Here is a 23,847-nt window from a genome sequence, read left to right as displayed (position 1 = left end):
CTACGCGCTCTTGTATTACTTCTTCTGGCTGCGAGAGACAAGAAGAACGAGATATGTTAATAAACCAAATAATAAAGTGATAAACAATGAATGTAACAATGCAAAATAGAGATTTAATTTAGTCAGTACGACAATCATCCCTGTTGTTGCTTGTGCAAGTACTAATCCGAACGCTGTAATCCAACCCCAGTAAATAACACGTTGATCACTATAATGTTTAATAGCTTTAATTGCGATGAACCCAATCCATACGACAATCAATGCTGCAGCTAAACGGTGACCCATCTGTATCCACTCATACATATTATTCGGTAAACTGAATTCGTTATTGCGGCACAAAGGCCAGTCTGAACAGACAAGGCCAGAGCTAGTATGACGAACAAGAGCACCAGTGTAAATAACAAAGTATGAATAAATAGTTACGCCGATAGTGTGGAAACGTAATGATTTACCTATGCGTATTTTATCTGCGTCAAACTTCTGGTCTACTTCAAACACTAATAAAGTTAGTAAGAAGACTGACGCAAAGGATATGAGTGAAATCCCAAAGTGCAAGGCTAGAATGAAATCACCTTGTCCCCATAATACTTGCGCTGCTCCAATCAAAGCCTGTAGAATCAAGAAAAATACCGCCATAAAAGCTAAAAATTTCGTTTCACGTACATGACCAAGTGCTTTCCATGACCATACAGCTAGTATGACGATGAAAATACCTACTGAACCGGTAACTAAACGATGTGAGAACTCGATTAATACTTCTGCTGTAATGACGTCTGGAATCAGTTGTCCATTACATCCTGGCCAATGTCTTCCACACCCCATACCGCTATCGGTTTTGGTAACTAGCGCACCACCCAGTAAGATCGCGAGCATTCCGATTGTAGAAGCTACCCCAAACCATTTTAAAAATCTGCTGTATCGCAAGTACGAAACACCTTCTTCTATTGAATTGACCATTAAAAGGTCGATTTACGTAAAAATTTGCCTGAACTCCAGAAATAATTATATTGAGATGTAAAGTTGAATCTCAAGGTTTTCTGTGGAATTGAAGCATCCATTGCAAGCTTTATGATAACGAAAAATCGAAGGAAACACAATGCATGAAGGTAATAAACCACTGATGTATAAGGCTTTTCACAAATTGTTCATAAAATAGTCTCTTTAACTTCACAAATGACAGTCAGAAATGCATTACTATATAGAAGGTGAAGGATAAAGACACAAAGGTTGCACAAACCGCTATAAATTGAGAAATGGTCTGGAAATGTGAGACGATTTTAGATATAGTAGGTGATAGGGTCTTCGCTGAAAACTTTGAAAGGAGGGTTATTATGTCAAACGGTCGAACGCTTTCGACAGTTGCAGATCCAAAAGTAGAGACAATTACCTTGTGGAAAGACTTTTTGGCGCTGATCAAAATAGGAATTGTTAACTCAAATTTGATCACTACGTTCACCGGTCTTTTTTTGGCATTTCAATTCACTGGTAAAAGTTTTCTCCATAACTTCGATCTACTGGTATTTGCGATTCTAGGTACTGGATTAATCATCGCATCTTCGGGCGCAATGAATAACTTGATTGATCGCGATATTGATCCCGTCATGTCGAGAACTAAGTCGAGACCGACAGTAACAGGTAGATTTAAAGCTCCCGCTGTGATGACATTAGCCGTTACATTCCTAGTGGCCGGAGAAGTATTGTTATTCTCTGCATCAGCTATGGCAGGATGGCTTGGTATCTTGGGTGTATTCGCTTATGTTGTTTTGTATTCCATGTGGTCTAAACGTAAGCATGTAAGCAATACTGTAGTAGGAAGTCTTTCAGGAGCAATTCCACCCCTAATCGGATGGGCAGCTGTTGATCCTACACTGCCAATGGGAGCATGGGCATTGTTTTTAATTATGTTCATATGGCAGCCACCGCACTTCTATGCGTTGGCTATGCGTAGAACAGAAGAGTATCGGGCGGCTAACATTCCGATGTTACCAGTAGTAAAAGGATTTGAACGGACGAAAAAGTCCATGCTTATGTGGGTATTGCTACTATTTCCACTGCCTTTTTTGTTACCACAGCTCGGTACCGGATTTATAGCATTTGCAACACTGTTGAATGTTGGGTGGCTTTATCTAGCTATCAAAGGATTTAAAGCCAAAGAAGATTTAAAGTGGGCAACCGGAATGTTTGTATATTCTTTAAATTATATGACAATCTTGTTTGTATCCATGATTATTTTCTCTATATTCATCTAACGTATCGGAATTCTTTCTTTAAAACAGGAATTCATCATAAAGAGGGGCACTCAGTCCTCCATAGTAGAAAAACATTTTTTTAGAAAGAGAGGTATTAGTTAGCGATGATTAAAGGACTCAAAAAGTGGCGTCTCTTTTCTTTACTAGCGGTTTTCGCACTGTTCATGGCAGGTTGTGGTAATGAAGAAATTTCAACCTTCCAACCAGCTGGACAAGTCGCTAATGACCAGTTCAAGTTGTTGCTATTAGCATCAGGAATTATGTTACTGGTTATCATTGTTGTAGTAATTATTTACACTGTTGCATTATTCCGCTTCAGACGTTCGAAGTTGGGTGAAGATCACATACCAGAGCAAGTGGAAGGAAGTCACACACTTGAGCTGCTTTGGACATTCATTCCAATAGTATTACTTTTAATTCTAGCTATTCCTACTGTTCACTACACGTATAAATTAGGTGATGTGAAAGCAATGGAAGCAGTTGATGAAGATGGTAACGCAGAGAACTTAGTAGTAGACGTTACCGCGAAGTTGTATTGGTGGGAGTTCGAGTATCCTGATCTAGGTATTGTTACTGCTCAGGAACTAGTAGTACCTACTGATGAAAAAGTTTATTTCAACTTGATCGCAGCGGACGTAAAGCACTCATTCTGGATTCCGTCAGTTGGCGGTAAGCTAGATACGAACGTTGAGAACGTGAATAAATTCTATCTATCATTTGAGAAAGAATCTGAAGGCTTGAAAGACGGCGTTTTCTACGGAAAATGTGCTGAGCTATGTGGACCTTCTCACGCGTTGATGGACTTTAAAGTAAAAACATTACCGAGAGATCAATTTGACAGCTGGGTTGCAGCTATGCAAGAAACAGCAGAAGAACCTGTTGTTGCAAATGCTGACGGCGAAGAAGTCTTCTCTCAAAGCTGTATCGGTTGTCACGCTGTTTCAGGTGTAGGTGAGTCTGGTGCACAAGGACCAAACTTGGCTTCATTCGGTGATCGTAATCGTGTAGCAGGTTTCCTCGAACACGATGAAGAGAACTTGAAAGACTGGATTCGTGATACACAGAAACATAAACCTGGCAATACGATGCCTTCATTCAGTAAAGATCAAATTTCTGATGAAGACTTAGATGCATTAGCTGAATACTTAATGGGATTAAAAGTTGCAAAATAATTTTCAAACGGAAATTGAATAGGAGGTAACACAGTGAGTTCAGTTGCTCAAAAAAGTGGCTTTGGCGCAACGCTATGGGATTGGCTGACAACAGTCGACCATAAGAAGATCGGAATTCTGTATCTCCTCGGGGGATTATTCTTCTTCGTTCTAGGTGGTATTGAAGCGATGATCATTCGTCTTCAGTTGATGACACCAAACAACGATCTCGTAAGCGCAGGGCTTTTCAATGACTTAATTACAATGCACGGAACGACCATGATTTTCTTGGCAGCAATGCCGATTCTCTTTGGTTTTATGAACGCGATCATGCCGCTTCAAATCGGAGCACGTGACGTAGCGTTCCCATTCATCAACTCATTAGGTTTTTGGATGTTCGCATTTGGTGGTTTATTCCTTAACATCTCTTGGTTGTTCGGTGAAGTTCCAGATGCTGGATGGACATCTTATGCATCGTTATCACTTCACTCGCCAGGACACGGTGTTGATTTCTATGCAATTGGTTTACAAATCGCGGGTGGCGGTACGTTAATGGCGGGGATTAACTTCCTAGTAACTATCATTAACATGCGTGCTCCAGGGATGACGTATATGCGTATGCCTTTGTTTACATGGACTACGTTTGTAGCGTCTGCGATGATATTGTTCGCATTCCCTCCGTTGACTATTGGATTGTTTTTCCTAACGTTTGACCGTATGTTTAGTGGTAACTTCTTTGATCATACGATGGGCGGAAACACGATTATCTGGGAGCATATTTTCTGGATCTTCGGACACCCTGAAGTATATATCTTGATCTTACCTGCATTCGGTATTTTCTCTGAAGTATTCTCTGTATTTGCTCGGAAACGTCTTTTCGGTTACACTGCGATGGTATTCGCAACAGTGTTAATCGGTTTCTTAGGATTTATGGTATGGGCTCACCATATGTTTACAGTTGGTCTTGGACCGACAGCGAACGCAATATTTGCGGTAGCTACTATGGCGATTGCTGTACCTACAGGTGTTAAAATCTTTAACTGGTTGCTTACAATTTGGGGCGGTAGTATTAAAGTTACGACTCCAATGCTTTATGCTTTAGGTTTTATTCCTTCATTCGTAATGGGTGGAGTAACAGGCGTAATGCAAGGGGCAGCACCACTTGATTATCAGCTACACGATTCATATTTCATCGTAGCTCACTTCCACTACGTAATTGTAGGTGGGGTAGTACTAGCTATTTTTGCAGGTCTCCACTACTGGTGGCCAAAAATGTTCGGTACTATGTTGAATGAGTTATTAGGTAAAATTACTTTCGTATTCTTCTTTGTCGGTTTCCACATGACATTCCTAATTCAACACTGGTTAGGTTTCTGGGGAATGCCACGTCGTGTTTGGACATTTATGGATGGACAAGGTTGGAACATTGCGAACTTAGTGAGTACAATCGGTGCTCTATTAATGGCAATTGGTTTTACAGTAATGGTGATCAACATCATTATGACAACTATTAAAAATGAGCGCGTTGGAAATGACCCTTGGGGCGACGGGCGTACACTTGAGTGGGCGATTCCATCTCCACCACCTTTCTATAACTTCCCAGCAACTCCATTAGTTCGTGGTTTAGACACTCTATGGATTGAGAAGATGGAAGGTAGTAAGGAAATGATTACACCAGCTGAACCTATTACGGACATTCATATGCCGCACGGTTCAATCATCCCAATGTTGATGACTCTTGGATTATTCATTGCTGGATTCGGTGCAATGTTCCACCAAGAAACTTCATGGGGATTAGGAGTATTGATCTTTGGTCTTGCTTTCACATTCGTTGCAATGGCAGTTCGGTCATTGAAAGATGATCTTGGTTATTATGTAACGAAAGAGCAAATCTTGCAGGATCAAGAAAATATTAAAAGGGGGCGTAACTAATGGATTTGAATACAAAATTCACCCCTGAAACGTGGCCTGCTCATCCTGAGAGAGCTACTATGGAAGCAAAGAATAAATTCGTTGGTTTCTGGCTATTCCTTGGCGGAGAGACTATTCTCTTCGCTACGTTGTTCGCAACATATATGGCTTTGAAAAACAAAGGTCCAAGTGGCTTTGGTTTCACAACGCAAGAATTATATACATTACCATTGGTATTTGTTATGACAATGCTTCTTTTAACATCTTCACTAACAAGTGTGTACGCAATGTATCATTTGAAGAGTTTCAACTTCAAAAAAATGCAGTTATGGTTAGGTCTAACAGCATTATTAGGACTTGGATTCTTGATGTTAGAAGTGTATGAGTTTTCTCATTACGTTCAAGAAGGATTTACATTCAGTAATAGTGCGTTCAGTTCCGCGTTCTATACACTAGTAGGAACACACGGATTCCACGTTGCGGTTGGTTTAGTATGGATCACATTGTTGATCTTCCGTAACTCAAAGCGTGGATTGAACTTGTATAACGCTACTAAGTATTATACATTTTCACTTTACTGGCACTTCATTGACGTAGTCTGGGTATTCATCTTTACTGTAGTCTACTTGATGGGAGTGGTCGGTTGATGTCAGAAGTTCAAATGATTAAAAGATCTCCTGCTGAACAGTCACTGTCTCAACGTCGTGCAAAAGAAGCAATGCGCAGCCAAGTTGCGATGTTTGCTCTGATGATTTTCTTAACACTTGTATCATTTTCTATGGTGTTTGCTCATCTAAATGACGTTGCTGGTTTCTCAAAATTCTTTATCATTCCAACATTATTCCTCTTTGCAGCTGTACAAGTTGGTCTTCAACTTTACTACTTCATGCATATGAATGAAAAAGGACATGGCATTCCACAAATGTTTATGTTTACAGGTGCAATGTTAGGATTTTTAATCCCACTTACATTTGTAACAATCGTTTGGTGGTAAGCAACAAAAAGAGCTTATGGATTCTTCCATAAGCTCTTTTTCTATTCACTTTTAGATGAAATTGTCAAAGTTCGTACATTGAGTTATGCGATGTATGCTCGTATAATAGGCATAGGAAAGACTTTCGTTAACTTTGTGCTGTGATCGTGAGTGCATTGCGAATATCTCTGCACTACACACAGAATAGATTCAGCGAATTGATTATAAAAGGAGAGTGATTGTTTTGCCGTTAAGTATTTTTGGTTTTAGAGCTTTGTGGAGTCCTTATTTCTTAATAGCCATAGCACTTGGAATCGTTTTATATTATCTCATAACAGTTAAATGGCGTGATCGTTTCGAAGGGTCACAGCCGTTGAAGAAACACCAAGCTGTTTACTTTTTATCTTCCATGGTGTTGCTCTATATTGTCAAAGGTTCTCCGATGGATTTAATTGGTCATATTTTATTTTCCGTCCATATGGCTCAAATGGCTATATTGCTTTTAATCGTAGCACCGTTCTTCATTATCGGTATACCGAACTGGGTATGGGAAAAGCTTCTATCCTTCACGATTTTCAGAAAAGTATTCATGCTATTGACTAAACCGCTCATTAGTTTGTTAGTATTTACATTTATGTTCTCTATGTATCACTATCCACTCATACTGGACCAAGTGAAGTTAAGTTTGCCATTGCACACTATTTTCACCATAACACTTTTCTTCTCTGCTATTTGTCTCTGGTGGCCAGTAGTCAATACGGTAAAAGGACAGCCACAATTACACGGTTTGAAAAAAATCGGTTATGTAATATTGAGCGCTTTGCTCATAACACCTGCCTGTTCTTTAATCATCTTTGTCGACGTACCCGTTTACGAAACATACAGCAGTGGTGAAGCGTGGCTACAAGCGATGGCATTATGTGTGCCAAGTGGAACTCTAGCTGGACTATCAGGCCTTGGCATCTCGGGACCTGAGCTGTTCACAAATATGCCTACGCTGTACGATCAGCAATTAGGCGGTATCCTGATGAAAGTCATCCAGGAACTCGTTTATGTAGTTGTTATCGGTCGCATTTTCTTAAGCTGGTCACAGTATGAAAGAGATAATGCGGAAGAAATTACTAGACAAGATTTACTCAAACGCCAGAACTTGACGATGCATGGCTGATTGAGTGAAAAGGAGTTAGTGTAGGATGGGACTACCACTATTACCGACCATCAGCACATTTTTCATCATCTTATCTGCGATTTTAGTTGCGGTTGGTTGGAATTTGATACGACAAAGAAAGATAGAAGCGCATCAAAAAACGATGATCGCAGCCGCTGTGTCTGCAGTTCTGTTCTTTATTATTTATATCTCTAGAACGGTATTTATAGGCAATACTGCTTTTGGTGGACCTGATGAGTTGAAAATTTATTACACAGTGTTTTTAATATTCCACATCATATTAGCAACGACAGGGGCCGTATTCGGAGTTATTACGATCAACGCAGGCTTGAAGAACAACCTTTCACGCCATCGTAAAATCGGTCCTGTTACAAGTATCATCTGGTTCTTCACGGCCATTACAGGAGTTGCAGTGTATTTGTTGCTGTATATCTTCTACACAGGTGGAGAGACTACTTCTGTATTTAAAGCAATTCTTGGTATATGATATTTCACGTAAAACAGAAGCTACTCCCAATGGGGCGTGGCTTCTGTTTTTTTATCGTTATATGCTATACATACTAAAAGGGATACCTACATAGAGGTATCCCTTTTAGTATTAAATCTTGAAATTCAGTTTAATGATGCCTGCTTCTCTGGCTGTATTAAAGAGTATGACGAGCAATGGTCCAATGAAGAAACCGAGGACGCCGAACAGTTTCAAACCGATGAACATCGCAATCAAAGTAGGTAATGGAGACAAACCGATTTGAGAGCCCATTACTTTCGGTTCAATAGTTCTTCTAATAACCAAGAGGATTACAGCTAATATTGCTAACTTTGTCCCCATTGCGATATCGCCTGAAATATACTGGTAGATCGACCAAGGTGCCAAAATAATAATGGAGCCGAGTATCGGAATAATATCTATAATCCAGATGACCAAAGCCATCACTACCGCATACTTGGGAATAATCATTAGTAAACCGATAAAGGAAACAACTAGGATAATTAAACTAACAAGCAATTGAGCTTTGACGAATCCTAATATGACAAACCGTAATCTGTTCATCATATAGTGTACTTTCTCTGCCGTAGCTTCTGTTAAATGAAAATAAAAGGTCTTTTTCAGGTTTGGTAATTCCAACATGAACAAAAATAATGCGATCATGAACACAATAAAGCTGACGAGGAAATTGGGAATATCTGATATTAAGGCCAAAATGCGATCGTAACTTAAAAGTGTAATGATTGAAATTCGAATGGATTCAATAATTTCATTGAATTCGTTCTCCAGCATAGCCAAGATATCCTCAGGCATGCCAACCGTGTACTGAAATAGTTTACTTTGTGTGTTAATCCATACACTTGAGAGGGAGTTTAAGTAGTTCGGTATTTCTTTTGTAAAATGAACTATTTTACCGATGAGTGTGGTGACTGTATAGAAAAGGAAAAGTACACTGATTCCAACAAATACAATAAAATTCACAATGACAGAAACTTTACGCTTCCATTTAAACCGTACTTCTACCCATTTAACAAGTGGGTCTAAAAAAAGGGCCGTTAGCAAAGCCAAAATAATGGGAATGGAAACGGGTAAAATATAGAATATAATGACCAATAGTACGATGATACTGAATGCAATCATGATATTTCGTTTTGTAAGCAATTTCAAAAGTGATCGTCCTCCACGTAGATACTGTTTTTATTATAACCAAATTAGTGGAGTAATAGTAGAAAAGCCGAAGAACATTTAGCTCTCCGGCTTTTTCGTATCATTACAAACTATATTGCTTTAACTCGTCATATACTTTCTTTAATGTTAGTTCGCAGTCCTTAACTAAGCTAGCAGGGAAGTCTTCTTCTTCGCCATACTCCACACCGTGTGGGTAGTAGTGCTTTCCTAGAACTGGTTGCTTTAGACGAACTGTAGCTTTTCTACCATCGATGTCGCCTTCTACGAGTTCACCGAAAACGCGCAAGTAGTATGTACCTTCTTTAACAATATACTTCTTGTCGAAAGTTACACGCTCATAATCCCATTGTCCGTCAATTTCAAGATTATTTTTATTCATGATTTCTTCCATTACTCGTAAATCTGCTACAAGGCCTTTAAGACCAATATTTTCAACATACATCTGTATATCCCCCTCTATGTTCGTCCTGACGAATACGTATACTATTATATCATAAAACAAATCGATTTTAGTTGCAATGACAACATTGTGTCAACGCTTTCTTTCCTGGCTTATATAGGTGACTATAGTGTATGTCTTCTGTACAATATAAGAAAGTTGCTGTTTTAGAATAGATGTTCAACTTAAATAAATATTCATTTCAAGATGATTTCTTGTGTTGCGTAATACTATCATAGAAGTAGCATATAAAGAGTGGAAAGGGAGATCACATGTGGAGAGTAGGATGGAAGATTCTTGTTTTGCTTTTGATTGTAATGGGAGTCTTTTATTTCATGACTGATAAAATAAGTGAAAATCTGCCTCTTGAGTCGCCAGTACAACACGGCTCACCGATTGCTGTACCTGAAAAAGGTCCACCGATAGCCGGCGAGGGTATGCCGAGACCAAAGGAAGGCATGTCAGTACATGTCGGACAGAAGGTCGATAAGTTGGAAGAGGAATTTGGTAAACCGTCTAGGATTGAACCATCGAGTTTTCAGTACGAATGGTGGGTATATACGGAAGAACCGCGTTTTATGGCGGGAGTTTTGAATGGGAAAGTGAACCAAATATATACCGCTGATGGTACAACAGATGTAGCACCGTTTAAAATCGGACAAAATGTACAGGATATTCATCGTTTTACACCGATTGAATCAGAAATTGATGTAACGATTAAAGAAAACATTTATACATTTTCATTAAATAGTGAAGATATTAAAAACCGTATCCTAATACCATATGAGAATTTATTTGTACAATTATATATTGATCAAGAAGATGGTGGGATCGAAGGTGTACGGTTCATCAGTCCAAGTACTTTGGTGAAACATCAGCCTTATGATATGACCTATCTTGGAGAAATGATGGAAGCACCAAAACCATCATCAACTGTTCAGACAGAAGTAGATCGCGCGATGGAGCGACAGACGTTTGAATTAACCAATCAATTGCGTGAAGAACATCAACTGCCTCTTTTATCATATAACGATAAGCTGGCCACGCTTTCAAGAAAGCATAGCCAGGAAATGATATTCCGTAAATATAGTTCTCATGAAGAAGGACCTGTGGAAGTGTTTGCAGATCGTTTAAAAGATGTTGGACTAACTCCAAGCAAAGCAGGCGAAAACATAGCGTTTAATTATATCGATGCGATTGAGACGGTGCACGGTTGGTTAAATTCTCCAAAACACCGGGATGTCTTACTGAATCCGAATTTCACGCATACCGGCATTGGTGTTTATAATAAATACTATACTCAGTCTTTTATAGCGCAGAATGAATTAGAAAACTCCATACATGACGACTAAGGAAGAATCCATGTACCTTCCTCATTTGATGCGATGCCTCGTATATGAAGAGGCATCGCTTTTTGCTTTGCATAAACTGCTGCTTTTTCCTGAATAACGGGTCGATTACATTTTAGTAATGGAAGGAATTCATCGAATGTGAGCTGGTCAAACCGTTTATAGTTAGAAGTTGTATGAGGATCTGCTGACATAACACCTGGTACATCTTTAAAAAACTCTACATGACGGGCTTGCAGTGCAGAAGCTAATGCAATTGCTGTCAAATCACTGCCACCTCTACCGAGCGTCATAAATTTCCCTTCTATATTCATCCCTTGAAATCCAGGGACGATGATACATGAGTGAGTTTGAAGTGTATTGACGATATGTGTACTGTTAATTTTATCAATCGTTGCATTGCAGAATTCTCCTGATGTTCGAATGCCTGTATTTTGTCCATAGATAATCGTGTTATCTATACCTTCCGTAGATAATTCTGCAGATAATACGGCTGCAGCGATTAATTCACCGCATGCAGCGGCCAAATCTCTGGCTTCGCCGGATTTCGAGAAGGAGTCCGTAAGGGTTAGCAAATCGTCTGTGGAATAGGCGTCGCCTCCTCTTCCCATTGCAGAGACTACAACGATGACGGCACGGTGTTTCGACAATGCTTGTCGAATATGCTGGATACACTTTGCTCGTTGTTGTTGATTCTGCATGGCAATTCCGCCGAACTTCTGGATAATCATAGGATCCCAACTTTCTTCGTGACATTCTTCTTTCGCCTTTCATAGAATACTTTATGCTTCGTTTCATTATATTCTCTGACGAATAAAATGTTCGGGAAGGGGCGAGAGACCTTGCTTTTATCTGAATTACTTAAGGATTGGCCATGCACTATTTTACAGGGCTCAATTCGGCGGACAGTCGATGGAATCACGGAATCTTCAAAGAGGGTCAAGAAAGATTATGTATTTGTGGCAAAGAAAGGTGTTATGGCAGATGGAATGGCATTTATTGAAGAAGCGATAGTAAATGGAGCAAAAACTTTGGTAATTGATCGAGATAACCTAGATCTAACACGTATACCGTCAGAAATTACGGTAGTTCTCATACCCGATAGTTCGCTATTTATTTCATATGGAAGCGCGAAGTTTTCAGATAATCCTGCCGAAGAATTATTTATTATTGGCGTTACGGGAACAAACGGTAAAACAACAGTTAGTCACTTTATCGGCCAATTATTAAAAGAAATGGGGCATAAAACAGCCGTTATTGGAACGACAGGTCTTTATATTGATGGCAAGCTGGCAGAGTCGATTCAAAACTCCATGACGACGATTCCGGCTGAACAATTTCATCCTATTTTACGCAGATGTATTAATCAACAGGTGACCCATGTTGTTCTCGAAGCGTCTTCAATTGGGTTATCGACTAATCGTTTAGCACACTGTCCGTTAACTGTAGGTGTTTTTTTAAATATTGGAATGGATCACTACGCAGAACATGGAGGTAGACAGCCGTATATCGATGCAAAAAAACTACTAATTTCATTGGCTGATCAGCTTGTGATGAATGAAGATGACGAGACAATTCACGCTATAGGGGAGGAACTATCTGAAACACCTATTTATTTCAGCAGACGACATATTAATGGCAAGCTACAACAAAAGGTACTTCTCCCAAATCTAGGTCATCATAACGAAATGAATGCAAGAGCAGCTATAGCGGCTCTTACGGCGCTTGGCTATTCATTAGGCGTGATAAAACCTCACTTGCATGCGTTGCGACTACCGATTGGACGTTTGGAGAAATATGAAGAGGCGGGAGTTGAAGTGTATGTAGACTATGCACACACACCGGATGCTTTGCAAGCGGTGTTGGAAGCTTTGTCTGAGTCCTCCAAACGGTTGACTACTGTATTTGGATGTGGAGGGGAAAGAGACCGTGAGAAGCGTCCGCAAATGGGTGCAGTAGCTGCTCATTACAGTTCACATGTGATATTAACATCAGATAACCCGAGAACAGAAGAGCCATCCCAAATTATTGTGGACATTTTGGCAGGCATGGTGGGATTTGCAACACCTGTCGAAATCTTCGTCAATCGTCACCAGGCAATTCGTTACGCCATTACACAAGCGCAGCCAGGCGAGATTGTGCTCATTGCAGGAAAAGGACATGAACAAATACAACAAATAGAGAATCAGACGATGCACTTTTGTGATATGGAAGAAGTGAAGAAATCATTTAGTTATAGAAATACCAAAAACTAAAAATCTTAATGAATAGTCGAGGAAGCCGTTTTTTGTTATGATAGGTGTGATAGGAGGTGCGGCAATTGGTAATGATGACAGATGAGTGGATGCGAGTCATCGATATGGCGGAAGAACTTTCCGAGATGCTGCTGTGTTCTGAAGTGGTGAAAACCTATCAAGACGCACATGACCGTGTATATTCAAACGCTGATCTGCGAAAAAAGATCATTGATTTCACTAAAATGAAAGAACAATATGAGGACGTGCAGCGCTTTGGGCGCTATCATCCAGATTATAAAGTAATTATGAAGGAAATTCGTCTTCAAAAGCGTGAACTAGATTTACAAGATGAAGTGGCTGCGTTACGCCTGGCTGAAAATGACGTACAGGATTTGTTGGATGAAATAGGTATCCTAATTGGTCAATCCGTTTCTGAAGCTGTGAAAGTACCAGCTGGCGACGGGACTTTCTCTAACAGTTCTTGTGGAGGCGGTTGTGGATCAGGCGGCAGCTGTTCATGTTCAGCATAAATCATTTCATAAGAATGAGTAACCCCCTGCAGAAAAATCTGCAGGGGGTTACTCTTTTAAAATGATAGTAGAGAAAGAAGAAGGAAAAATGAATCGACGTTTCGGATAGAAGTTTGCCTCATGCGCTAACGACGAGTCATCTAGTCACTTTGTTTCTCTAATTTTCATTGAAGAACGTCAATAAGTGTTTTGGGTGACTTGTTATAAAACCGTCAACATCCAGTTTGGCTAGTTTCGGAAGTTCATCTGTCTCATTCAACTCATAAAATACCTTGATATTGAGATCTTGCAAAAAGCGAACAAATCCTTCTGAAGCCAGTGGGAATACACCGAGTTTTTCGGGTAGGCAGAATAGATCTGCGTTCGGCCGGTACAGGTGACCGAATTTGCTCGTGTAAGCGACGTATGCTTTTTTAATTTCTTCACTACCGGCACCTAAAGCAACCGAATTTTGCGCATATAGATTAAACCGATCAATTTGTTCATCGAATAGGCTAGTCACTACCACACGTTCAGTAGCATCCATTTCTTTTAGTAATCGCCATAGTTTGGAAGGAATTAAACTTCCTTCATACGTTGTAGGGCAATCACTCATAGAAACGATGAGTAATAGTTGAGGAAACTTTTCCAACAGTTCACGTAAAGACACAACAGATAGATCTCCATGCAAAGTATCAAATTCTTTAGCATTATTATATTCGGTAAGGAGTTCATCTACTGTATAGTCGGCGATTTCATTGGAAAGTAAAAGTTCTTGGTTAGGCACTAAAAGAATTTCTTCATCTTTCGTAAGTTGTACATCGACCGCGAATCCGTGAACACCTAAATCAGCTATTCTGGTATAAGCGGTAAGTGGGTCAACTTCTGCATCAAGGCACAGTTGCGCGTTAGTTAAAATAGCTACTTCTGAAAAACTTAGCGCTATCTTTTCAGCGCGGGGTTCTTGTTTTGCTATCACTTTTGAAGCCGCCCAAGCAGCTACACTGGCAGCCCCCACAGTTAATGCAACGTTTGTTTTCCTTCCCAATTTAAAACCTCCTCAATCTTATAGTAAATTCTCACTTTTTTGTTTAGCCGATGTTTATACTTCAACTGAACAGAAAATACTTGTATCCAGTCATCTTGTAAAAGAAAAGATCGAGTGGATTCAGATAAATGTCTTATTAAGTGTAACCTATTCCAGAGAAGGTGTGCAAACAAAGATTGAGGATCGGCCTGATATCACATATGTCCACGTAAACATTTCATATGCAAGGTTGCAGGGCTTTTCTCACCTATGGTATTGTATGGAGTAAGAAAGAGGGGGAGAATCATGATTGATCGACAAGGAATAATTGTCTATCTCCATCATTTAAAACAAGCAAAATCATTGCGCAAATTTGGGCACGTTCATTATATTTCAAAACGAATGAAATACGTTGTGCTTTACTGTGATATGGAAGACGTGGAAACGACCATCTCTAAGTTGGAGCGTTTGTCGGCTGTACGGAAAGTATTGCCCTCACAGCGTCCCTTTGTCAGCACAATATATGAAAATGCAAAGCCAGATAAAGCAAAAGAATATGATTATAAAACAGGCTTGTAACTTGCTGCCGCCTATTAATTAAGCGGCGGCAACAAGTGATTTAAACGTAAGATACCAGTAATGTATTGGTAAAACAGCTCGTTCTCAGCGAATTCGGAGGAATGTTTTATTTCCACTCTGACGGGCTTTTTATTCAATGACTCTGCATGCTCAACAAACAAGTCATAACGTTTCGATGGTTTCTCTGCAGAATACCGAATTCCTTCTCTGCAAATATAGATTGGCATGAAGTGATTATTATCAGTTGCAGGAGTAAGAGAAACAGCTAATGACAATTGTTCATTAGAATTGTGTTTGGATGAAAAAACATAGGACTTATGAATTCGGTGGGAGTTTGTAGACATTATTTCGAGTAATTCGTAGATGTCACTATAGCCTTCCCCTAGTTCGATAAAACGTTGTTGGATCATAATCAAGCGCTTCCTTTCAGGCGATTAGTAATGGTTCGTGTCCATCATACCATGTGATGAGGTGTTGTACGTTGAAAGTTATTATTAGGATACTGTTTCTTTTGGCGGCAGTAAACGGCGGACTCGTTTATTTGCATTACAGCCAATCGGTCAATGCAAATGGGGAAGGCGCGAATTCAGGTACGTATCGTCAGGAAATCGAAGTCATTAACCGGGCGGATGGATTGTACATTCGTCACCACTTTTATAACTTATCAGAAGGTAGACACGAGATTATCTGGCCGAAAGGAAGCGTAGAGCGCGGATGCGAAACAGAGGGTTCCTCTTCATGTGCTCGACTGAATGATTCTAGTGTGGCGTTTGAAGTAGGTGAACGTGATCAACAATCCATTGCTTATAAATTGCCGAAAAAAACACCCCTTACCGGGCGTAAACTATTTAAGAAGCCATTTGTGTTTCTTCAGAATGCAAAACCATTAACTACAGTTCTTCACGTGACTGATGAGCAAGGTATTGGTGGCATGTGGGTGACAGGGTTGGAACGTGTAGGAATAGCAAATAAAGAGCGGATTACCTATCGTTTATACCGTGGTGTTGGATTTGTAAATGAGCTGTATTGGCAACCACAAGATGTCCCGCTTGCCTATTCTTCAAACAAGCTGGCAATTTTCGGTGAAGGTATCGACAAAAAGTATAATGAACGACTAGTGAAAATGCTGGAATCCATCGGTGGAAGTCATGTAAGTGTAGTGTTAGCTTCAGATAATCAGCCGCTGTATGCCGAGCGCTTTATTGTGGAGAAAACGAACAATATGTCGCAAGTAATTAAACAAGTAGCCAGAATGAGTGTCCAGTCACGTTTTATTTTACAAGCGGACGAGCCATCTATGAGCAGCATGATTGCATCTATACTTGGAGACGAGCCTGTAGGGACAAAGGCGGAACAAGCAGTGTTTAGTCGTTTGAAAGAATCCATCTCAGCAGAGCAGTATCAACAATTCCGTCAAATTGTCCAGAAGAAAATAGGTAAAAAGCTTACATCATCGGATTTGGATCAGTCGTTATCCACGATACTAGCGTTTGACACTCAGTATTTTAAAATGACGATGAAGGAGCAGCGGTATAACTACCCATTCCTATTACTTGATCCACGCAGTGTATTGCTTGACGGAGAAAAAGTTCCAGAAGTGAAAGTCATCGTACAGGACGGTAAAAGTTTTTATCCTGCAGAAGAGTTATTGTCGAAGATGGGCTATTCGATACGTTCAAACGAGCAGTCGATTTATATCGACAGTCCAAATCGCACGTATCGTTTTTCTAAAGTACAACCTTTCTACATTATGAATAATCGCAAGTATGATTATACGGAAAAGCCCTATACGTCCATCAATAAAAAGTTATACTTTGATGAAAATTGGTTGCGACGAATCTTTTTAGTGTTAATTGATAAGTCGGAAGAAACCATTTCTATCGAACAAATTGAAAAGTTGATAAAGGAGATGGAAGAAGAGTGAGAGTCATTTCCGGTTCGAGAAAAGGTACGTCATTGAAATCCTTGCCAGGCACGTCTACACGACCGACATCAGACAAAGTAAAAGAGTCTGTTTTCAACAAAATCGGCCCTTATTTCGATGGAGGTACTGCTGTCGAGTTATTTGGCGGCAGTGGCTCCATTGCGATTGAGGCGTTATCAAGAGGAATGGAACAGGCAATTGTATTTGAAAAGAACCCTAAAGCGTGCGCTATTATTAAAGCAAATGCAGAAAAGTGCCGAATGGAAGAATGTCTGGGGATTGAAAAAAAAGATGCTCGACAGGCTGCTGCAATTCTTAAGCAGAAAGAAATCTCTATTGATCTGCTATTTGTAGATCCCCCCTATGCAACGGTCGAATACTATGATGTAATTAAAGACGTAATAGCACAAGGATTATTGGCAGAAGATGCGACCATCATTTGTGAACATGATAAGCACATAGACTTGCCCGAACAGTACGATACATATAGTCAAATCAGTTCTGCCGTTTATGGAAGTACGGCTATTACGATTTACAAGAAAAGAGGCTAACAGCATGACGCAAATTGCAATCGTACCAGGGAGTTTCGATCCGGTGACGAATGGACATTTAGATATCATAGAACGAGCAGCAAAAACATTCCAGGAAGTGCATGTTGCTGTAATGAATAACTCTTCTAAAAAACCATTATTTACAGTGGAGGAGCGCATTGCGCTTATTCATGAAGCTACATCGAAGTATGACAATGTCAAGATCGATACATCTTCAGGACTGTTGATAGATTACGCACAAGAAATTAACGCATCTGTTATCGTTCGTGGCTTACGTGCAATTTCAGATTTTGAGTATGAAATGCAAATCACGTCGATGAACCGGGTACTGGATGAAAGTATTGAAACGTTCTTCGTGATGACAAAGAGTCAGTATTCTTTCCTCAGCTCAAGTATTGTCAAAGAAGTGGCACGCTACGGCGGAGATGTATCCACGCTTGTACCGCCACATGTCAATGTAGCATTGAAGGGGAAGTTTGAAAAGTAAAGATATGTATATAAAAAATGATAGAAGGATGTCCTTTACGGGCATCCTTTTTTACATGGAATTAAGTGTAGCAACGAATAATTTTCTAAGTGTGAGTTAATAGTGAGTACGAAGGGATGGAAGCTCCAGCTGGCGGACGCTTTCCGGGGGAGCAATCTTGAGCCTCCTCGTTCGCTACAGTCCCTGCGGGGTCTCAAGATTACTCTAATTTCCCAGGAGTCGCCGCCAACTTCCGCTTCCATACTACTTATTGAGTGTAAGTACTTAGATCGCTCACTAGAGTTTGAGTGTGAATTGTTGTGGTGTCTTGACATATTTAAGTTCAAGTTCAGAAGTTCAATAACGAATACAACTTTTACTTCAATGCGCAACAAAAAGTATCTTCTACTTACATTGCGAGTAAAAGCGAAGCGTAAGGAGTACATCTCTGCACTAGCGACTGGTTGGCTCACCTCGAACCCTCTAAGAAAGCGTCCCCTACGAAGCACAAATCCACGTCCTAAATCCGCTGCCAGCTACTTCCTTTAATCGCATTTCCACTACTTCAATAGATCCAAATGAACAATACAGGCACGAGCAACGTGTTCCAGACCCTTGCAACCACATAAGGTAGTATTCGTATGCCAGCACTCTTGGCGATCGTCATGACCTGCATATGGATGCTCATACCGTTAATCGAAAGAATAGCCGCGATGAGCATCGGATAAATTGCTTCTCCGGCAAAATGCTCGGTAGCAGACTGGACGCCAGAAGTCATCTCGAACACAGCGAGCAATAACGTTTTTGTCACTCCCATATCGACAGTGAATACAGAAGATATAGAATGCGAAAGCACATTTCCGAGTGAAGAGAAGAAAATGACCGTCGTGGCCACTAACAATATGACGGATGAGCTATCTTTAATAGAACGTAGCAAAGGAGAAGTTTTGTGTGGCTGTTGAGGGATTACGGGTACAATTGTCTGCTGATACCGGCTTCCCACAATGGACATAGCCAATATGAAAAATATGATATTAGCTAGATGAATGGCGATCAACAACTTCCAGCCGCTTGTTGTGCTGCCGAATAATTCGTTACCAACAAAGCCAATAATGAACATGGGTCCTGGTGCATGGCAGGAAGCGACAAGCAAACTACTTTCGGCTGCTGTTATTTCTCCATTTTTCTTCATTTCACTAACCGTCACGGCGCCTACCGGAAAGCCGCCAAACGAACCAAGCACATAAGCTTTTATGTAACGACTCCATTGACTGCTGACGCGTTTGCTAGGCATTTTTAATAACCATTGCGTTAAAATAATATAGGGTAGCAAATAGGGAAGTAGCGCATGAGTGAATAATTGGGCGCCTGTTACGGCTCCTTCATGTGCGACATCGGGTTGCAAAATAAATAAAAAGATCAGCGCCCAGATGAAAAGTACGTTACTCATAGTTCGATACGGCAGGTTTGTAAATTAATAGGCATCTGTCGCACTCCTTCCTAATTTTTGAAATACATTAAAATCTACCGTAATATATATGTAGTATTCGTACAGGCTATTAATGGAGGTGAGCATTTATGAAAATGCGTAAATGGGGGATAGTGGCGTTAATCCTCGTGGTGGTAGCTGTTTTAGCACTTTATCCGTTAGATATGTATATTTCTCGACCAGGCGGAGCCTATGATTTGGCACCACTCGTAGAAGTAGTTGGCGGAGATACGGATGACGTGGGAACATTTAGTTTGATGACTATTGCAATTGGCAAGGCAACACCTGTAACGTATGCTTGGTCAAAGTTTTCAAATAAAATGAAATTATTGCCGGCTACTCAAGTGAGAAAGCATGGCGAAAGTGATGAAGAGTATGGAGTGCGTCAGAAAAAATTAATGACGGATTCTAAAACACATGCCATTTCGGTAGCGTTTGATAAGGCAGGATTGCCCATCGACAGAAAATTTACGGGTGTCTTTGTGGCGGGAGTATTACCGGCAGGAGCGTCAGCAGGAAAGCTTGAAGTGGGGGATGTCATTCAATCGATTGATCAACTACAGCTCGCTTCAACAGAAGCATTTATGCAAGAAATCAGTGGTATGTCTGAAGGTCAGAAAGTTCGTCTGCAAGTAGAGCGGGGACAACAGAAAGTGGATGTCCCAGTAGAATTAAAAGAACTTCCTGAGACGGATGGTCGAGTAGGCCTTGGGATAGAGTTCGAAGAGCAAGTCAGATTGGAAACAGAACCAAAAGTAGATATCCGTACAGAAGAAATCGGTGGACCTTCAGCAGGCTTGATGTTCACATTGGAATTAATGAACCGCTTGGTGGATGTCGATTTAACAAAGGGATATAATATCGCAGGAACTGGCGAGATGCTCGAAGATGGTTCAGTGGGACGGATTGGTGGAATAGATTTTAAAGTCATGGCAGCTGATCGTCAAGATATCGAAATATTTTTCGCACCGGACGATGAATTACCAGAAGAAGTGAAAAAGAAGAATCCGCAGCTTCTCTCAAATTATGATGAAGCGAAAGCAACTGCGGATAAAATTGGTACAAAAATGAAAGTGGTACCAGTGAAAACGATTGATGATGCATTAAGTTACTTGGAAAAGTTAAATGAAAAGTAAGTTATCACAGCAAAATGGGCGGTGTTTTAAAATCGAGACCTGGTTCTCTTTGAATACCACACATATAAATGTCTGTACTCTTAATATCCATCAGTAGTGATGGGTCCTTGTGAGAACCTGCGCGGCTTACAAGTGGCAAAGTCAATTCTTTTTTCACTGTGCGTAAATAACTTCTTCCGTTTTCAGACATACCTAGTAGCCGTAAATAAGATGGACTGGTGATTTGTGCGCGGGTCGATTTTCGATAACCAGTCAAAACATGTACTAGCATTCGTTGTATTCGTGTCCATGTGTAGCGTTTGGATTTGACGGCTTGCATGAACTCTTGGAATGTGGTGTGTTCTTTTGCAGCGCGCCATAAAGAAAACTCAATACCTTCCGTGATATCTGCAATGGATGCTAACTGTTCAGGCCCTTCACGAAGAATCACGAACCGAAGAAATGGGTAGAGATGATCCCAGCTTTGATGAGGCTGTTGATGAAGTAGTTTATAGGAAGATGAAGGCATAAAAAATTGCACGTGCTCGACATCGGTCGCAAACAATTCTTTGCGTATTCCTGTTGCGCTGGCAATAGAATCTTCAGGTAACGCTTCATCATGAAAATGTGTGCCTTTTCGCTCGAGAGTAACAGCCATCATGTTCGACTGAATTTCTCTTATGGCTTTCATATAATGAAAACCTAGGATGTTATTCGGTTCGGATAAATCAGCGAGTGGTTCATCCGTAGTGCGTGAAATTTCTTCATAAGCAATTCGCATTGCGTTCGGATAACTGATACCTTCTTGCATGGAACTCTTTATTGTTTTTTCATAAAGTTCATTATGTGTATTCATTGTGTCCAAACTATTCATAAATGGCGAGATGTGACCTTCTTCACTGCCAAAGCAAATATACTTGCATTGAAGGGCATCCAGGATTTGTATGGCCCCTTTCGCAAATTGAGGTGCATGGGCTGTGGAAAAAGCATAAGGTAACTCGATGACGAGGTCTGCACCACTCGCGAGGGCCATGCGCGTTCGTGTCCATTTATCGACAATCGCTGGTTCACCACGCTGAAGAAAATGCCCACTCATCACCGCGATGATGACATCTGCGCCCGTGAGCCTTTTTGCTTCATTGAGATGGAACAAATGGCCGTTATGGAAAGGATTATATTCGACGACAATACCAGTAGCAATCAATGAAATCCTCCTCTGTACTTGCGTATAATGAATTATACCGTTAAACTTATTAAGGTGACAAGAAAATATCTTGACATCCCATATTTAAAATACTATAATCAACATTGTTGTCTTGAGGTGATAGACATGAAATGGTCCATTCATCAATTACGGAAACATAGGCAAGGCCCGCTACTGTTTGACGAAGCAGTGAATTTGGATTCTGTGAAAAATCGGAATGAAGAAATTAGGGCAATTCAGCCTGTTCGAGTAAGTGGAACATGTACAATTGGTGAGAAAAAGTTAACATGCCGGCTTAAGTTAGAAGGTTCAATGACTTTGCCTTGTGCACGTACGTGGGAAGACGTCGATTATCCATTCTCCATTGAAACGGTTGAGCAATTCAGCTGGGACGAGGGGACACTTCAGACGGATGATGAAATTCATCCGGTTGATGGGGAAATAATTGATTTTACTCCTGTATTGGAAGAACTGATTTTGCTTGAAATCCCGATGCAAGTATTCTGTGAAAATGCAGATGAGATGCAGCAGGTGGAAGGCAAAGGTTGGTCCTATACAACCGATGAAGAATTGGAAGCGCAACGACAAGAAGCAGGAGAAAAAGTGGATCCTCGCTTAGCGGGATTGGCTAATTTTTTTGAAACCGATAAAGAGTAAACCCTTATAAGGAGGTGCCCACCAATGGCAGTACCAAAGAGAAGAACTTCTAAAACGAAGAAAAATATGCGTCGAACTCATTTCAAAATCGAAGCGCCAGGTATGACTACTTGTAACAACTGTGGCGAAATGAAATTGGCACACCACGTTTGCAAATCATGCGGACACTACAAAGGAAAAGACGTTGTAGGCGAATAATTTAGATTCTACACAACGAATGTAAGACTACCTTGAGACCATGGCTCAAGGTAGTCTTTTTTGTTTTGTACAAAAATGATATGCTAAATGAAAAAGGGGGAATTTTTTTGTCTTATTCTATAAACATTGATCAATCAATAGCTTATTTTACAATTAATCGTCCTGCAATGCGAAACGCGGTAAATTATGATGTCATGGAAGGGCTTGAATCCTTTCTAGATAAAATCGAGGATGATCCTGAAGTTTCTTTCGCTGTCCTTACAGGAGAAGGTGACTTGGCATTTTGTTCAGGCGGTGATCTTAGTGATTTTCACGGCTTTCAGACCGCGGAGGATGCATTTCCGATGCTGAGCAGGGGGGCTAGTATTTTATATCGAATCGCGACATTACCGATGCCGACAATTGCGCTAGTAAATGGTGCAGCGGTTGGTGGCGGTTGTGAACTGGCAACTGCTTGTGATTATCGTTTGGTTGCATCACATGCAAGAGCTGGATTCATTCAAGGTACGCTAGCAATTACGGCTGGTTGGGGAGGAGCCACACTATTATTCGAGAAAAACGGCCCACATGACCGTTTACTGCAGTTTACAAGTAGAGCGAGCATTCATTCACCTGAACAATTACTAGAGCTTGGCTGGGCAACTGAAGTGTATGAAGGGGATACACAAGCAGCGCTAGATCAATTTCTCGCTCCTCAGCTAAAAGTACATAGAAATGTACACCGTGCGTATAAATCCATCGCGACTAGGAAATGGAAAGCAAACGGGCTGGAGCACGCTATGCAAGAAGAAGCGCGTGTCTGTTCCGTTCTTTGGGAAAGTGACGCGCATCACGAAGCGGTTCAAAGATTTTTAACGAAAAGTAAGTAAACTTCCAGTCCCGACAGGCATACACTGTCGGGACTGTTTAAAATTTACTTGTAAACGGTTTCATGAATAAGATACACTATCTAGTAAAGATAGTATTTTCAGCAAGT

General features: G+C 40.5%; 26 protein-coding genes. 18 read left to right on the top strand and 8 right to left on the bottom strand.

Going from position 1 to position 23,847, the window contains the following annotated elements; all coding sequences use genetic code 11:
- Positions 1–15 precede the first annotated feature (15 nt).
- Positions 16–957, bottom strand: coding sequence for a COX15/CtaA family protein (locus CSV72_RS08105; RefSeq protein WP_099677930.1), 942 nt, complete (start codon positions 955–957; stop codon positions 16–18).
- 374 nt (positions 958–1,331) lie between these two features.
- Here CSV72_RS08105 and cyoE point away from each other — a divergent pair, with 374 nt between their 5' ends.
- The 7 genes from cyoE to CSV72_RS08070 all read left to right on the top strand — a co-directional run bounded on the left by cyoE (position 1,332) and on the right by CSV72_RS08070 (position 7,939).
- The gene (gene cyoE, locus CSV72_RS08100) at positions 1,332–2,249 is read left to right on the top strand and encodes a heme o synthase (protein ID WP_099677929.1); all 918 of its coding nucleotides are present in this window, start codon (positions 1,332–1,334) and stop codon (positions 2,247–2,249) included.
- Between the two features lie 104 nt (positions 2,250–2,353).
- A complete protein-coding gene (gene coxB, locus CSV72_RS08095) occupies positions 2,354–3,421 on the top strand; it encodes a cytochrome c oxidase subunit II (RefSeq protein WP_099677928.1) in 1,068 nt (355 codons plus the stop codon).
- A 33-nt stretch (positions 3,422–3,454) separates the two neighbouring features.
- Positions 3,455–5,332 carry a cytochrome c oxidase subunit I gene (locus tag CSV72_RS08090; protein WP_099677927.1) on the top strand — a complete coding sequence of 626 codons (1,878 nt, stop codon included), beginning with the start codon at positions 3,455–3,457 and terminating at the stop codon, positions 5,330–5,332.
- Positions 5,332–5,958: a cytochrome c oxidase subunit 3 gene (locus tag CSV72_RS08085; protein WP_099633070.1), complete on the top strand. Its 627-nt coding sequence runs from the start codon at positions 5,332–5,334 to the stop codon at positions 5,956–5,958. The genes CSV72_RS08090 and CSV72_RS08085 overlap by 1 nt, the downstream gene beginning before the upstream one ends.
- A complete protein-coding gene (locus tag CSV72_RS08080; RefSeq protein ID WP_099633071.1) occupies positions 5,958–6,305 on the top strand; it encodes a cytochrome C oxidase subunit IV family protein in 348 nt (115 codons plus the stop codon). The genes CSV72_RS08085 and CSV72_RS08080 overlap by 1 nt, the downstream gene beginning before the upstream one ends.
- A gap of 223 nt (positions 6,306–6,528) precedes the next feature.
- Positions 6,529–7,452, top strand: coding sequence for a cytochrome c oxidase assembly factor CtaG (gene ctaG, locus CSV72_RS08075; protein WP_099677926.1), 924 nt, complete (start codon positions 6,529–6,531; stop codon positions 7,450–7,452).
- Positions 7,453–7,477: 25 nt separating this feature from the next.
- A complete protein-coding gene (locus CSV72_RS08070; protein WP_099677925.1) occupies positions 7,478–7,939 on the top strand; it encodes a DUF420 domain-containing protein in 462 nt (153 codons plus the stop codon).
- 111 nt (positions 7,940–8,050) lie between these two features.
- Here the strand turns inward: CSV72_RS08070 and ytvI are convergent, their stop codons facing one another.
- Positions 8,051–9,106, bottom strand: coding sequence for a sporulation integral membrane protein YtvI (ytvI, locus tag CSV72_RS08065; protein WP_099677924.1), 1,056 nt, complete (start codon positions 9,104–9,106; stop codon positions 8,051–8,053).
- Between the two features lie 103 nt (positions 9,107–9,209).
- Complete coding sequence (locus tag CSV72_RS08060; RefSeq protein WP_099633075.1) at positions 9,210–9,569, bottom strand: YugN family protein; 360 nt, start codon at positions 9,567–9,569, stop codon at positions 9,210–9,212.
- 332 nt (positions 9,570–9,901) lie between these two features.
- On the opposite strand from CSV72_RS08060, the gene CSV72_RS08055 reads away from it, so the two are divergent.
- Positions 9,902–10,918: a CAP domain-containing protein gene (locus CSV72_RS08055; protein ID WP_158232179.1), complete on the top strand. Its 1,017-nt coding sequence runs from the start codon at positions 9,902–9,904 to the stop codon at positions 10,916–10,918.
- On the opposite strand, the gene CSV72_RS08050 is transcribed toward CSV72_RS08055, so the two are convergent.
- Complete coding sequence (locus CSV72_RS08050; RefSeq protein WP_099677922.1) at positions 10,915–11,646, bottom strand: amino acid kinase family protein; 732 nt, start codon at positions 11,644–11,646, stop codon at positions 10,915–10,917. The genes CSV72_RS08055 and CSV72_RS08050 overlap by 4 nt on opposite strands.
- An 87-nt stretch (positions 11,647–11,733) precedes the next feature.
- Between CSV72_RS08050 and CSV72_RS08045 the strand changes: the two genes are divergently transcribed.
- Both CSV72_RS08045 and CSV72_RS08040 read left to right on the top strand, forming a co-directional pair.
- Positions 11,734–13,170 (top strand): UDP-N-acetylmuramoyl-L-alanyl-D-glutamate--2,6-diaminopimelate ligase, encoded by a 1,437-nt coding sequence (locus tag CSV72_RS08045; protein WP_099677921.1) that lies wholly within the window; start codon positions 11,734–11,736, stop codon positions 13,168–13,170.
- 71 nt (positions 13,171–13,241) lie between these two features.
- Positions 13,242–13,682, top strand: coding sequence for a YlbF/YmcA family competence regulator (locus tag CSV72_RS08040; RefSeq protein ID WP_099633307.1), 441 nt, complete (start codon positions 13,242–13,244; stop codon positions 13,680–13,682).
- Between the two features lie 157 nt (positions 13,683–13,839).
- On the opposite strand, the gene CSV72_RS08035 is transcribed toward CSV72_RS08040, so the two are convergent.
- Entirely contained in the window at positions 13,840–14,709 is an 870-nt protein-coding gene (locus tag CSV72_RS08035; RefSeq protein WP_099677920.1) for a glycerophosphodiester phosphodiesterase, read from the bottom strand.
- 285 nt (positions 14,710–14,994) lie between these two features.
- Between CSV72_RS08035 and CSV72_RS08030 the strand changes: the two genes are divergently transcribed.
- The gene (locus tag CSV72_RS08030) at positions 14,995–15,267 is read left to right on the top strand and encodes a YlbG family protein (protein WP_099677919.1); all 273 of its coding nucleotides are present in this window, start codon (positions 14,995–14,997) and stop codon (positions 15,265–15,267) included.
- A gap of 14 nt (positions 15,268–15,281) precedes the next feature.
- On the opposite strand, the gene CSV72_RS08025 is transcribed toward CSV72_RS08030, so the two are convergent.
- A complete protein-coding gene (locus CSV72_RS08025; protein ID WP_369802893.1) occupies positions 15,282–15,677 on the bottom strand; it encodes a DUF7147 family protein in 396 nt (131 codons plus the stop codon).
- Between the two features lie 71 nt (positions 15,678–15,748).
- Between CSV72_RS08025 and CSV72_RS08020 the strand changes: the two genes are divergently transcribed.
- Genes CSV72_RS08020 through coaD form a run of 3 tightly spaced genes read left to right on the top strand, consistent with a single transcriptional unit; the run spans position 15,749 to position 18,229 of the window.
- Positions 15,749–17,191, top strand: coding sequence for a hypothetical protein (locus CSV72_RS08020; RefSeq protein WP_143561160.1), 1,443 nt, complete (start codon positions 15,749–15,751; stop codon positions 17,189–17,191).
- Positions 17,188–17,742 (top strand): 16S rRNA (guanine(966)-N(2))-methyltransferase RsmD, encoded by a 555-nt coding sequence (rsmD, locus tag CSV72_RS08015; RefSeq protein WP_099677917.1) that lies wholly within the window; start codon positions 17,188–17,190, stop codon positions 17,740–17,742. The genes CSV72_RS08020 and rsmD overlap by 4 nt, the downstream gene beginning before the upstream one ends.
- 4 nt (positions 17,743–17,746) lie before the next feature.
- Positions 17,747–18,229 carry a pantetheine-phosphate adenylyltransferase gene (gene coaD / locus CSV72_RS08010; RefSeq protein ID WP_099677916.1) on the top strand — a complete coding sequence of 161 codons (483 nt, stop codon included), beginning with the start codon at positions 17,747–17,749 and terminating at the stop codon, positions 18,227–18,229.
- 544 nt (positions 18,230–18,773) lie between these two features.
- Here coaD and CSV72_RS08005 read toward each other — a convergent pair.
- Complete coding sequence (locus CSV72_RS08005) at positions 18,774–19,658, bottom strand: hypothetical protein (protein ID WP_099677915.1); 885 nt, start codon at positions 19,656–19,658, stop codon at positions 18,774–18,776.
- 128 nt (positions 19,659–19,786) lie between these two features.
- Between CSV72_RS08005 and CSV72_RS08000 the strand changes: the two genes are divergently transcribed.
- Positions 19,787–20,833, top strand: coding sequence for a SepM family pheromone-processing serine protease (locus tag CSV72_RS08000; RefSeq protein WP_099677914.1), 1,047 nt, complete (start codon positions 19,787–19,789; stop codon positions 20,831–20,833).
- A 4-nt stretch (positions 20,834–20,837) separates the two neighbouring features.
- Here CSV72_RS08000 and CSV72_RS07995 read toward each other — a convergent pair whose 3' ends face one another.
- A complete protein-coding gene (locus CSV72_RS07995; RefSeq protein WP_099677913.1) occupies positions 20,838–22,016 on the bottom strand; it encodes a nucleotidyltransferase in 1,179 nt (392 codons plus the stop codon).
- 126 nt (positions 22,017–22,142) lie between these two features.
- Here CSV72_RS07995 and CSV72_RS07990 point away from each other — a divergent pair, with 126 nt between their 5' ends.
- The 3 genes from CSV72_RS07990 (at position 22,143) to CSV72_RS07980 (ending at position 23,740) form a co-directional block, all read left to right on the top strand.
- On the top strand, positions 22,143–22,673 hold the full coding sequence (locus tag CSV72_RS07990) for a YceD family protein (protein WP_099633087.1): 531 nt from the start codon (positions 22,143–22,145) through the stop codon (positions 22,671–22,673).
- Positions 22,674–22,697: 24 nt separating this feature from the next.
- Positions 22,698–22,871 (top strand): 50S ribosomal protein L32, encoded by a 174-nt coding sequence (rpmF, locus tag CSV72_RS07985; protein WP_085133152.1) that lies wholly within the window; start codon positions 22,698–22,700, stop codon positions 22,869–22,871.
- Positions 22,872–22,978: 107 nt separating this feature from the next.
- Positions 22,979–23,740, top strand: a complete 762-nt coding sequence (locus tag CSV72_RS07980; protein WP_233191179.1) for an enoyl-CoA hydratase/isomerase family protein — start codon at positions 22,979–22,981, stop codon at positions 23,738–23,740.
- The last annotated feature ends 107 nt before the right edge of the window (positions 23,741–23,847 follow it).

This window comes from Sporosarcina sp. P20a (assembly GCF_002743175.1).
In the GTDB taxonomy this organism is placed as follows: Bacteria; Bacillota; Bacilli; order Bacillales_A; family Planococcaceae; genus Sporosarcina.
The sequence above is the reverse complement of the archived record's forward strand: the minus strand, read 5'-3'. Positions and strand labels throughout refer to the sequence as shown.

What these genes read in the sequence shown, in the direction of transcription:
- CSV72_RS08105 (WP_099677930.1), bottom strand. Translation starts at nt 957, where the DNA reads ATGGTCAATTCAATAGAAGAAGGTGTTTCGTACTTGCGATACAGCAGA.
- CSV72_RS08040 (WP_099633307.1), top strand. Translation starts at nt 13,242, where the DNA reads ATGATGACAGATGAGTGGATGCGAGTCATCGATATGGCGGAAGAACTT.
- CSV72_RS08070 (WP_099677925.1), top strand. Translation starts at nt 7,478, where the DNA reads ATGGGACTACCACTATTACCGACCATCAGCACATTTTTCATCATCTTA.
- CSV72_RS08000 (WP_099677914.1), top strand. Translation starts at nt 19,787, where the DNA reads ATGAAAATGCGTAAATGGGGGATAGTGGCGTTAATCCTCGTGGTGGTA.
- CSV72_RS08060 (WP_099633075.1), bottom strand. Translation starts at nt 9,569, where the DNA reads ATGTATGTTGAAAATATTGGTCTTAAAGGCCTTGTAGCAGATTTACGA.
- CSV72_RS08080 (WP_099633071.1), top strand. Translation starts at nt 5,958, where the DNA reads ATGTCAGAAGTTCAAATGATTAAAAGATCTCCTGCTGAACAGTCACTG.
- rpmF (WP_085133152.1), top strand. Translation starts at nt 22,698, where the DNA reads ATGGCAGTACCAAAGAGAAGAACTTCTAAAACGAAGAAAAATATGCGT.
- coxB (WP_099677928.1), top strand. Translation starts at nt 2,354, where the DNA reads ATGATTAAAGGACTCAAAAAGTGGCGTCTCTTTTCTTTACTAGCGGTT.
- CSV72_RS08005 (WP_099677915.1), bottom strand. Translation starts at nt 19,658, where the DNA reads ATGAGTAACGTACTTTTCATCTGGGCGCTGATCTTTTTATTTATTTTG.
- CSV72_RS08050 (WP_099677922.1), bottom strand. Translation starts at nt 11,646, where the DNA reads ATGATTATCCAGAAGTTCGGCGGAATTGCCATGCAGAATCAACAACAA.
- CSV72_RS08025 (WP_369802893.1), bottom strand. Translation starts at nt 15,677, where the DNA reads ATGATCCAACAACGTTTTATCGAACTAGGGGAAGGCTATAGTGACATC.
- CSV72_RS08045 (WP_099677921.1), top strand. Translation starts at nt 11,734, where the DNA reads ATGTTCGGGAAGGGGCGAGAGACCTTGCTTTTATCTGAATTACTTAAG.
- CSV72_RS08055 (WP_158232179.1), top strand. Translation starts at nt 9,902, where the DNA reads ATGACTGATAAAATAAGTGAAAATCTGCCTCTTGAGTCGCCAGTACAA.
- CSV72_RS08030 (WP_099677919.1), top strand. Translation starts at nt 14,995, where the DNA reads ATGATTGATCGACAAGGAATAATTGTCTATCTCCATCATTTAAAACAA.
- CSV72_RS08085 (WP_099633070.1), top strand. Translation starts at nt 5,332, where the DNA reads ATGGATTTGAATACAAAATTCACCCCTGAAACGTGGCCTGCTCATCCT.
- coaD (WP_099677916.1), top strand. Translation starts at nt 17,747, where the DNA reads ATGACGCAAATTGCAATCGTACCAGGGAGTTTCGATCCGGTGACGAAT.
- CSV72_RS07990 (WP_099633087.1), top strand. Translation starts at nt 22,143, where the DNA reads ATGAAATGGTCCATTCATCAATTACGGAAACATAGGCAAGGCCCGCTA.
- cyoE (WP_099677929.1), top strand. Translation starts at nt 1,332, where the DNA reads ATGTCAAACGGTCGAACGCTTTCGACAGTTGCAGATCCAAAAGTAGAG.